General features: G+C 72.8%; 6 protein-coding genes and 1 pseudogene. 6 read left to right on the top strand and 1 reads right to left on the bottom strand.

The window, feature by feature from the left end; translation table 11 throughout:
- Window positions 1–199: 199 nt before the first annotated feature.
- Window positions 200–2,209 carry a glycoside hydrolase family 15 protein gene (locus BG452_RS20860; protein WP_317621155.1) on the bottom strand — a complete coding sequence of 670 codons (2,010 nt, stop codon included), beginning with the start codon at window positions 2,207–2,209 and terminating at the stop codon, window positions 200–202.
- Between the two features lie 720 nt (window positions 2,210–2,929).
- Between BG452_RS20860 and BG452_RS20865 the strand changes: the two genes are divergently transcribed.
- From BG452_RS20865 to BG452_RS20890, 6 genes and pseudogenes are all read left to right on the top strand, one after another.
- The gene (locus BG452_RS20865; protein WP_223242509.1) at window positions 2,930–4,612 is read left to right on the top strand and encodes a CTP synthase; all 1,683 of its coding nucleotides are present in this window, start codon (window positions 2,930–2,932) and stop codon (window positions 4,610–4,612) included.
- A gap of 92 nt (window positions 4,613–4,704) precedes the next feature.
- A complete protein-coding gene (locus tag BG452_RS20870; protein WP_188305858.1) occupies window positions 4,705–5,352 on the top strand; it encodes an NUDIX domain-containing protein in 648 nt (215 codons plus the stop codon).
- Between the two features lie 196 nt (window positions 5,353–5,548).
- The gene (locus tag BG452_RS20875) at window positions 5,549–7,603 is read left to right on the top strand and encodes a tetratricopeptide repeat protein (protein ID WP_188305859.1); all 2,055 of its coding nucleotides are present in this window, start codon (window positions 5,549–5,551) and stop codon (window positions 7,601–7,603) included.
- A 262-nt stretch (window positions 7,604–7,865) separates the two neighbouring features.
- Window positions 7,866–8,981: an alanine dehydrogenase gene (gene ald, locus BG452_RS20880; protein ID WP_188305860.1), complete on the top strand. Its 1,116-nt coding sequence runs from the start codon at window positions 7,866–7,868 to the stop codon at window positions 8,979–8,981.
- 436 nt (window positions 8,982–9,417) lie between these two features.
- The gene (locus tag BG452_RS20885; protein WP_030245868.1) at window positions 9,418–10,485 is read left to right on the top strand and encodes a ParA family protein; all 1,068 of its coding nucleotides are present in this window, start codon (window positions 9,418–9,420) and stop codon (window positions 10,483–10,485) included.
- A pseudogene (locus tag BG452_RS20890) lies at window positions 10,482–10,731 on the top strand (hypothetical protein); the annotation flags it as partial. The gene BG452_RS20885 and the pseudogene BG452_RS20890, both read left to right, overlap by 4 nt.

Here is a 10,731-nt window from a genome sequence, read left to right on the forward strand (position 1 = left end):
TCGGACGGGCGGTGCGCGGGCTGCTCGCCGACCCGGCCCGCCGCGAGCGGCTGGTGGCGGCCGGCCGGCAGCAGGCCGAGACCTGGCCGGACGAGGCCGCCACCGTCGCCCAAGTGCTCAGCACCTACGACGAGTTGGTGCAGCGCGGTTAGTGCGTGTCCGACGGTTCGCGCGCCCGGCGGGAATCGTCGGACACGCCTCAGACCGTCAGCTGTTCGACGCGGTCGGCGGACGGGCCGTCCGGCTGGGGCGACAGGTAGGCCGCGCCGCAGGCGGTCAGCCGCAGCGCAGTGTCGATCAGCGGGACGTGGCTGAAGGCCTGCGGGAAGTTGCCGACCTGGCGCTTGAGCCGCGGGTCCCACTCCTCGGCGAGCAGTCCGACGTCGTTGCGCAGCGACAGCAGCTTGTCGAACAGTTCGCGGGCCTCCTGCACCCGGCCGATCATGGCGAGGTCGTCGGCCAGCCAGAACGAGCAGGCCAGGAAGGCGCCTTCGTGGCCGGACAGGCCGTCGACGTTGTTGCCGGACTCGTCGTGGGTCGGGTAGCGCAGCACGAAGCCGTCCTCGGTGGACAGTTCGCGCTGGATGGCCTCGATGGTGCCGATCACCCGCTTGTCGTCCGGCGGCAGGAAGCCGACCTGGGGGATGAGCAGCAGCGAGGCGTCCAGCTCCCGGCCGCCGTAGTACTGGGTGAAGGTGTTGCGCTCCGGGTCGTAGCCCCTCTCACAGACGTCCCGGTGGATGGTGTCGCGCAGTTCGCGCCAGCGCTCCAGGTGGCCCTCGGAGGGGGCGTCCTCGGGGGTCTGCTCCAGCAGCTTGATGGTGCGGTCGACGGCGACCCAGGCCATCACCTTGGAGTGGACGAAGTGCCGGCGAGGGCCGCGGACCTCCCAGATGCCCTCGTCCGGGTTCTGCCAGTGGTCCTCCAGGTACTCGATCAGCCGCAGCTGGAGGTGGTGGGCGTGGTCGTTGCGGACCAGGCCGGTCATGTGGGCCAGGTGCAGGGCCTCCACCACCTCGCCGTAGACGTCGAGTTGGAGCTGTCCGGCGGCGCCGTTGCCGATCCGGACGGGCTGCGAGCCCTCGTAGCCGGGCAGCCAGTCCAGCGAGGACTCGGTGAGTTCCCGCTCGCCGGCGATGCCGTACATGATCTGCAGGTTCTCCGGGTCGCCGGCGACCGCGCGCAGCAGCCACTCGCGCCAGGCGCGGGCCTCCTCGCGGTAGCCGGTGCGCAGCAGTGAGGAGAGGGTGATCGCGGCGTCGCGCAGCCAGGTGTAGCGGTAGTCCCAGTTGCGCTCGCCGCCGATGTCCTCGGGCAGCGAGGTGGTGGGGGCGGCGACGATGCCGCCGGTGGGGGCGTAGGTGAGGCCCTTGAGGGTGATCAGCGAGCGGATCACGGCCTCCCGGTAGGGGCCCTGGTAGGTGCACTGGTCGGCCCAGTCGTGCCAGAAGTCGGCGGTGGCGTCGAGCATCGCCTCGGCGTCGGGGACGGCCGGGGGCTCCAGGTGGGAGGCCTGCCAGGTGAGGGCGAAGGCGATCCGCTCGCCGGCCCGGACGGTGAAGTCGGCGTAGGTGGTGAGGTCGCGCCCGTAGGTCTCGGCCTCGCCGTCCAGCCAGACCGAGTCGGGCCCGGCGACGGCGACGGTGCGGTGGCCGCCGTCGGCCTGCTCGACCCGGTGCACCCAGGGGACGATCCGGCCGTACGAGAAGCGCATCCGCAGCGCCGAGCGCATCCGCACGGTGCCGGACACGCCCTCGACGATCCGGATCACCTGGGGGACGGAGTCCCGGCCGGCCAGTGGGCGCGGCGGCATGAAGTCGATCACCCGGACGGTGCCGTCCTGGGCGTCCCACTCCTGCTCCAGGATCAGCGAGTCGCCCCGGTAGCGGCGCCGGTCGGCGGGCACGGCGGGGGCGGCGGCGGTGGGCGGGGGGACGCGCAGGTCGGCGGTGTCGGTGAAGCGGGGCAGGCCGACCGTGGCGGGCGTGGTGGCCGGGGCGTCGGCCTCCGGAGCGACGGCCTCGGTCACGACGGCCTCGACCGGGCCGATCCGCCAGAAGCCGTGTTCATCGGTGCCGAGCAGGCCGGCGAACACCGCCGGCGAGTCGAAGCGGGGGAGGCAGAGCCAGTCCACCGCCCCGTCCCTGCTGACCAGGGCAGCGGTCTGCATGTCCCCGATGAGTGCGTAGTCCTCGATACGGCCGGCCACGTGGATCTCCAGTTCGCAATGTGGTCAGGGCATCGGCGAACGGGGGAGCGAGCGGTCTGCGGGGCCGGAGGTTCACCCCGGGACGTCCGGCCCGCCGGGGGTGGTGGCGGGCCTTGCTGGAGTGTCCGCGCGGGGCTCTGTCGAGCCCCTGAGGGTGGGTGGGGAGGAGCTGGGATTACGGGGAGGTCCGGTCGCGCATCGGGGACCGGGAGTGTCCTGACGCTCCCACGCCCTCCGCGTGCTCGTGCTGTCGCGATGCGTCCGTGCAGCTTACGACGGACGAAAGGGGCGAAGCACGCGGGCGCAGCCCCGTGTGGCGCCGCAATTCGGCGGAAATGCCGTGCATTGCTGGGGCGCGGCGCAGGATGGTCCGGAAGGATCAGCTCCGGGTGGCCGTAACGGAGGAGCCGGGATGGCCCGGACGGAGCGCCCCGGCTGGCCCGGTCCGGTGGGTGGTGCGACCGGTGTGACTCCTGCGGCGGATGATGCGCTGGTGGTGCGCCCGGCGCACGCTCCCGGAGTGCCGAGCGCGGGCCGAAAGGCGTCCCGGTCCGGTCACTGTTACCCTGGTATCCCGTGGACCGGCGGGATCAAAACGCCCCGGACCAGCCGAATCGACGACCCTTCGAGCGCCGTGCACCTGCCCGGTCTCCCGTCGCCCGGCGAGCCGCGAGCCTCCCGCCCACGTCACTTCGACACGCGACCCACGGGAGCCCCCTCTTGGCACAGCCCCATTCCGGCAAGGCAGCGAACGGCCGCGCCGTGACGACCAAGCACCTCTTCGTCACCGGGGGTGTCGCCTCTTCGCTCGGCAAGGGGCTGACCGCCTCCAGCCTCGGCGCGCTGCTCAAGGCCCGCGGCCTGCGCGTGACGATGCAGAAGCTCGACCCCTACCTCAACGTGGACCCGGGCACCATGAACCCGTTCCAGCACGGTGAGGTCTTCGTCACGGACGACGGCGCCGAGACCGACCTGGACATCGGTCACTACGAGCGCTTCCTCGACACCAACCTGCACGGCTCCGCGAACGTCACCACCGGCCAGGTGTACTCGACGGTCATCGCCAAGGAGCGCCGCGGCGAGTACCTGGGCGACACCGTCCAGGTCATCCCGCACATCACCAACGAGATCAAGTCCCGGATCCGCCGGATGGCGACCGAGGACGTCGACGTGGTGATCACCGAGGTCGGCGGCACCGTCGGCGACATCGAGTCGCTGCCGTTCCTGGAGGCCGTCCGCCAGGTCCGCCACGAGGTCGGCCGGGACAACGTGTTCTTCGTGCACGTCTCCCTGCTGCCGTACATCGGCCCCTCGGGCGAGCTCAAGACCAAGCCCACCCAGCACTCCGTCGCCGCGCTGCGCAACATCGGCATCCAGCCGGACGCGATCGTGCTGCGCGCCGACCGCGAGGTCCCGCAGGCGATCAAGCGCAAGATCTCGCTGATGTGCGACGTGGACGAGGAGGCCGTGGTCGCGGCCATCGACGCCAAGTCGATCTACGACATCCCCAAGGTGCTGCACGGCGAGGGCCTGGACGCGTACGTGGTGCGCCGTCTCGACCTGCCGTTCCGCGACGTGGACTGGACCACCTGGGACGACCTGCTGCGCCGCGTCCACGAGCCGCAGCACATCGTCAAGGTCGCCCTGGTCGGCAAGTACATCGACCTCCCGGACGCCTACCTGTCGGTGACCGAGGCGCTGCGCGCCGGCGGCTTCGCCAACAACGCCCGGGTCGAGATCAAGTGGGTCACCTCGGACGACTGCGAGACCCCCGAGGGCGCCCGGGCGCAGCTCGGCGACGTCGACGCGATCTGCATCCCCGGCGGGTTCGGCGACCGCGGCGTCAACGGCAAGGTCGGCGCCATCACCTACGCCCGCGAGAACAAGGTCCCGCTGCTGGGCCTGTGCCTGGGCCTGCAGTGCGTGGTCATCGAGGCCGCCCGCAACCTGGCCGGCCTGCCCGAGGCCAACTCCACCGAGTTCGACGCGGCCGCCAAGCACCCGGTCGTCTCCACCATGGCCGAGCAGCTGGCCATCGTCGACGGCAAGGGCGACCTGGGCGGCACCATGCGCCTGGGCCTGTACCCGGCCAAGCTCGCCGAGGGCTCGATCGTCCGTGAGGTCTACGGCGGCGAGCAGTACGTCGAGGAGCGCCACCGCCACCGCTACGAGGTCAACAACGCCTACCGCGCGGACCTGGAGAAGACCGGCCTGCAGTTCTCCGGCCTCTCGCCCAAGGGCGACCTGGTCGAGTACGTCGAGTACCCGCGCGAGGTGCACCCGTACCTGGTGGCCACCCAGGCCCACCCGGAGCTGAAGTCCCGCCCGACCCGCCCGCACCCGCTGTTCGCGGGCCTGGTCAAGGCCGCCATCGAGATCAAGACGGCCCCGGCCGGCGAGTAGTCCCCGGTCGTTCACCGGACGGCGGCCCCGCGATTCCCGCGGGGCCGCCGTCCGGCGTTAGATTGTGTCGTACTGACGAAAAGGGGAGAGCGATGGACGAGCAGAGCGACCTGGTGATCGCCGACACGGCCGAGGCGTGGGAGGTCCGGGGCGGCAGCACGCCGTTCCAGGGCAAGGTCACCGGCGTGCGCAGCGAGGAGGTCCGGATGCCCGACGGCAGCTGGGCCCGCCGCGACTACCAGACCCACCCCGGCTCGGTCTCCGTGCTCGCTCTGGACGACAAGCAGCGGGTGCTGGTCCTGCGCCAGTACCGCCACCCCGTCCGCCAGCGGCTCTGGGAGCTGCCGGCCGGCCTGCTCGACGTTCCCGGTGAGAACCCGTGGCACGCCGCCCGGCGCGAGCTGTACGAGGAGGCCCACTGCAAGGCCGGCACCTGGCGGATCCTCGCCGACTACTACACCTCCCCGGGCGGCACCGACGAGGCGCTGCGGATGTTCCTGGCCACCGACCTGTCGGCCGCCGAGGGCGAGCGCTACGCGGCCGAGGGCGAGGAGCTGGAGATCGAGGTCGCCTGGGTGCCCGTGCCCGAACTGATCCGGCTGATCCAGGCCGGGCAGCTGCACAACCCGACCCTGATCACTGGCACCCTCGCCGTGCACGCCGCGCTGACCTCCCCGGACGGCCTGGACGGGCTGCGCCGCCCGGACGCGCCCTGGCCGGCCCGCCCCTTCGAGGCCTGACCGCCCGCTCGGGCCCCCGGCGGGGTTCGCGGACGACGGGCTTGATTCCTTGGGGTGATTTGCCGGTTCGTACGACCGGATGTCACCTCGGATCAGCCGGACGGTCGAACTACGCTTCGCAGACAGGGCGCCCGTCCCGGGCGTCCGCTTTTTCGCGCCGGGCGCTGAGCGCGGGACGACGTCGGGAGTGGCACGGGTGGCTAGGAAGACGGCGACGATGGACTCCGGCCCCGACGCGCCCGCCGGCGCCGTCCCGGGGCTCGACCGGCTGCCCGCCGGGCCCGCGCTGTTCACCGGACGGCGGGCCGAACTGGCCGCGCTGCGCGCGGCGGCCGCCCGCCGGGTGAGCGGACGCTGCCCCGTCCTGGTGCTCGCCGGGCGCCCCGGCTCGGGCCGGACGGCGCTGGCGGCGCGCTTCGCCCGGACCGTCGCCGCCGACTACCCGGACGGCGTGCTGTTCGCCCGGCTGTCCGCCCCGGACGGCGGGCGGGTGCCGCCCGGCCGGGCCGCCCGGCTGCTGCTGGAGCAGCTCGACCCGCAGGCCGCCGTGCCGCTGCCCGGGACGGTCGAGGACGGGCGGGACGAGCCGGGCGGCGTGGCGCTGCGGGAGGCGCTGGCGGGGCGCAAGGTGCTGCTGCTCCTCGACGACGTCCGGGACGCCGGGCAGCTGTGGCCGCTGCTCGCCGACGAGCCCGGCTGCCTGGTGCTCGCCACCACGGCCGGGCCGCTCACCGGGATCGAGGACATCGACCCGGTGATCCTCGGCGGGCTGGACCGGCAGGCCTCCGGCGAACTGCTGGCCGACCTGGTGGGCGGCACCCGGATCTCCTGTGACCCGGTCGGCGGGGCCGACCTCGCCGAGGCCTGCGCCGCCCGGCCGGCCACGCTGCGGCTGATGGCGCGGTGGCTGCGCGGCAACCCGAAGACCGCGGTCACCGACGCCGCGCGCGAACTCGACCGGGTGGTGGGGGAGGAGTCGGGGGCCGAGGGCGCCAAGGGCGGCAAGGCGGGGAAGGCCGGGAAGAGCGGGCGCACGCCGAGGACCGCCGAGGCCCCGAAGAAGAAGGAGGGCCCGCAGACGGCGGCCGAGGACAAGGCCGCGGACTCCGCCGCCACGCCCGAGCCGGCCGGCGACCCGTCGACCTGGGTCAAGCCGGAGCCCGAGCCGGCCGAGCCGGTGCCCGTCCCCGACAACGACCCGCTGCTGGGCGCCTTCACCCTGCTGTACCGGGGGCTGCCGGCCGCCCAGGCGCGGATGCTGCGCACCCTCACCCTGGCTCCGGCCCAGACCGCCGATCCGCGCACCGCCTCCGCCCTGGTCGGCTGCCCCGTACCGGAGGCCGCCGCGACGCTGGCCGCGCTGGCCGAGCAGGAGCTGCTCGGCGAGGAGGCGCCGGCCGCCGACGGCACCCCGCGCTACCGGGTGCCCGGACGGCTCCACCAGCGGCTGGTCCGGCTGCGGGAGAAGGAGGACCGGCCCGCCGAGACCGAACTTGCCCGGGCCCGGCTGCTGGAGCGGCTGGTCCGGCTCACCGAGTCCGCCCGCTCCCTGCTCGAACCGGACGCCGGCCCGGCCCCCGAGCCGCTGCCGGCCGCGCTGCGGCTGCACTCGGCCGCCCACGCCCGGGACTGGCTGCTCGGCGAGCGGGAGCTGCTGCTCGGCGCGGTGGCCGACGCGATCGGCCAGGGCGACCTGGACGGCTCGGCCGGCCGGCTGGTCACCGCGCTGCTGCGGGCGCTGCCGCTGACCGGCGCGGCCGCCCCCGCCGACCTCTACCGGCTGCACGAGCTGGTGCTCACCGTCGCCGAGCGCAACGGCCGCCCCCGCCGGGCCTCGGCCGCGCTGCTCAACCTGGGCGACCTCCAGGTGGCGGCGGGCCGCTGGGACCAGGCGGCCGCGCACTACCGGGCCGCCCTGGAGCATGCCCGTGCGGTCGGGGACGAACCGCTCTGCGCACGGGCCCTGGAGGGCGCGGCGGGCTGCCACCGGGCGCTCGGCGACGCGGTGCGCGCCGCCGACTGGTACGGGCGGGCGCTCGGTCTGCGGCAGTCGCTGGGGGACCACGCGGCGGAGGCCCGGCTGCTGGCCCGGGTGGCCGAGGCGCACACCGCGCAGCGCCGCTTCGAGGAGGCCGACCGGGAGTACCGGGCCGCGCTGGCCGTGCTGCGCCGGATCGGCGACGAGCGCGGCCGGGAGGCCGTCGGTGCGGCCCTCGCGGACCTGCGGGAACGCGTCGACGCCGGGTGGTGAGGGTGCTTTCGGAGGTATCGTCGAAAGTGCCCGGTTACGGCACCTATGGCAGGTAAGTTCCTGTGGAAGCCTACGAACCTGCCAATGTGTTCGTCGAAATTATTCGATTTGGAAGGCTGACAGGCCGCCTGGGCTTCATTACACTCGAACTCAGTCGCGCAGCGATCCCCATGCCCCGGCATGCCCGGAGGCTTCCCCACGTGCGCGTCGCCCACCGGTCTTCTCCGGTCGGGACCCCCATGGCAAGAGGACGTGTTCAGTCGTGAAGGTCGGCATCCCCCGCGAGGTCAAGAACCACGAGTACCGCGTGGCCATCACGCCCGCCGGCGTGCATGAGCTGGTCCGCAACGGACACGAGGTCTACATCGAGGACAACGCCGGTCTCGGCTCCTCGATCCCCAACGAGGAGTACGTGGCCGCCGGCGCCACCATCCTCCCCACCGCCGACGAGGTGTGGGCCACCGCCGACCTGCTGCTGAAGGTCAAGGAGCCCATCGCCTCCGAGTACCACCGGCTGCGGAAGGGCCAGACCCTCTTCACGTACCTGCACCTGGCGGCCGACCGCGCCGGCACCGACGCGCTGGTCGCCTCCGGCACCACCGCCATCGCGTACGAGACCGTGCAGCTGGGCAACGGCGCGCTGCCGCTGCTCGCCCCGATGTCCGAGGTCGCGGGCCGACTGGCCCCGCAGGTCGGCTCGTACCACCTGATGCGTCCGGCCGGCGGCCGCGGCGTGCTGCCCGGCGGCGTGCCCGGCACCCACCCGGCCAAGGCCGTCGTCATCGGCGGTGGCGTCTCCGGCTGGCACGCGGCCACCATCGCCATCGGCATGGGCTACGACGTGACCCTGCTGGACCGCGACATCAACAAGCTGCGCGAGGCCGACCGGATCTTCGGCACCCAGATCAAGGCCATCATGTCCAACTCCTTCGAGCTGGAGAAGGCCGTCCTGGACGCCGACCTGGTCATCGGCGCCGTGCTGATCCCGGGCGCCAAGGCCCCGAAGCTGGTCACCAACGAGCTGGTCTCCCGCATGAAGCCGGGCTCCGTGCTCGTCGACATCGCCATCGACCAGGGCGGCTGCTTCGAGGACTCGCACGCGACCACGCACGACGACCCGACCTTCCAGGTCCACAACTCGGTCTTCTACTGCGTGGCCAACATGCCGGGCGCCGTCCCGAACACCTCCACCTACGCGCTGACCAACGCCACCATGCCGTACGTGCTGGAGCTGGCCAACCGCGGTTGGAAGGAGGCGCTGCGCCGTGACGCGGCGCTCGCCAAGGGCCTGAACGTCCACGAGGGCCAGATCACCTTCCCGGCCGTGGCCGAGGCCTTCGGCCTGGAGTCGGTCACCGTGGAGACCGTGCTCGCCTGAACTCCCTGACCGCACAGCGGTCGTTCGCCCCCGACCCGATCCGTTCGGGTCGGGGGCTTCGCCGTGCCCGTGAACACCGGTCGGACCGGGCGGGTCGCTCTGTCGTCAATTTCCACGGGTCGTGTCGCCCGACCCTCGGCCACCCGCAGAAACGTTAGGGTCATAGGCCCGCTCATCCCTTGACAGCAGTCCGCCCGATAGTCGACACATCGTGCCCACTACCGTGGATTGTGTTGCTGCGAACGCCTTGAACGGCCTAGAGTCGCAAACCGTCGGCATGCTGCCACGCTGACGAATCGACATAGAGTCCTGGATGCCCAAGGAGGTAAGACGACTTGTGAATGAGTCGACAATTGCTCCCGGGGGTGGTCAGCCAGGACTGGCGGAGCTCACCGCCGGCCAGCCGAGTGAGGAGTCCGGGGCCCGGCAGCCCTCCGTGGGCTCGGCCGAGGTCGGCTCGGTCGCACTCCGTACCTTCGAAGCACGCCAGAACACAGCGCAGGTGACCACGGTGACCGATCACGACGCCGACTTGGCGGCCTACGGCCTGGCCTACGGCGAGTTCGCCTACGGCGCCTACGACGACCCGGACGCCGAGTACGAGCCGGACCCGGAGTACGCCGCCACGCTGGCCCCCGACGCCGCGCGCCAGCGCCGCGAGCGGGTCGGCCCGACCGGCCGTCCGCTGCCGTACTTCCCGATCCCCGCGCCGGTCGCCGAGCACGGCCCCGCCCAGATCATCGCCATGTGCAACCAGAAGGGCGGCGTCGGCAAGACCACGTCGACCATCAACCTGGGCGCGGCGCTGGCCGAATACGGCCGCCGGGTGCTGCTCGTCGACTTCGACCCGCAGGGCGCGCTCTCGGTCGGCCTCGGCGTCAATCCGATGGAGCTCGACGTCACCGTCTACAACCTGCTCATGGAGCGGGGCCTGACGGCCGATGAGGTGCTGCTGAAGACCGCCGTCCCCGGCATGGACCTGCTGCCCTCCAACATCGACCTCTCCGCCGCCGAGGTGCAGCTGGTCAGCGAGGTGGCCCGGGAGTCCGCGCTGGCGCGCGCCCTGAAGCCGCTGCTGCCGGACTACGACTACGTCATCATCGACTGCCAGCCCTCGCTGGGCCTGCTGACGGTCAATGCGCTGACGGCCGCTCACAGCGTGATCGTCCCGCTGGAGTGCGAGTTCTTCGCGCTGCGCGGCGTCGCGCTGCTGACCGAGACCATCGAGAAGGTGTGCGAGCGGCTCAACCCCGAGCTGCGCCTGGACGGCATCCTCGCGACCATGTACGACTCGCGTACCGTGCACAGCCGTGAGGTGCTGGCCCGGGTCGTCGAGGCGTTCGGCGAGCACGTCTTCCACACCGTCATCGGGCGGACCGTGCGCTTCCCGGAGACCACCGTCGCCGGCGAGCCGATCACGACGTACGCGACCAACTCGGTCGGTGCCGCCGCCTACCGCCAGCTCGCCAGGGAGGTGCTCGACCGGTGCCGCCCCGCCGAGTGAGTCTCCCGGGTGCCGACGAGCTGTTCCGGACCACCGGCGGGATGGCGCTGTCGCCGTCCCTCGCGCCGCGTCCGGCCGCCGAGGCATCCAGACCGGAGACCGCGCGGACCGTCAACGGCACGGACGGCGCCGAGGGCACCGAGGCCGCCACGGGGGCCCAGGACGGCCGGCAGGCGCCGCAGGAGCAGCAGTCGGCCACCGCGGTGCCGTCGCCCGCGCAGCCGCCCGCCCAGCGAGCCGGCGGGC

The sequence above is a fragment of the Streptomyces sp. CBMA123 genome (assembly GCF_014596465.1).
Classification (GTDB): Bacteria; Actinomycetota; Actinomycetes; order Streptomycetales; family Streptomycetaceae; genus Kitasatospora.

Excerpts from the sequence above, each read along its gene's own strand:
- BG452_RS20870 (WP_188305858.1), top strand. The coding sequence starts at position 4,705 with ATGGACGAGCAGAGCGACCTGGTGATCGCCGACACGGCCGAGGCGTGG.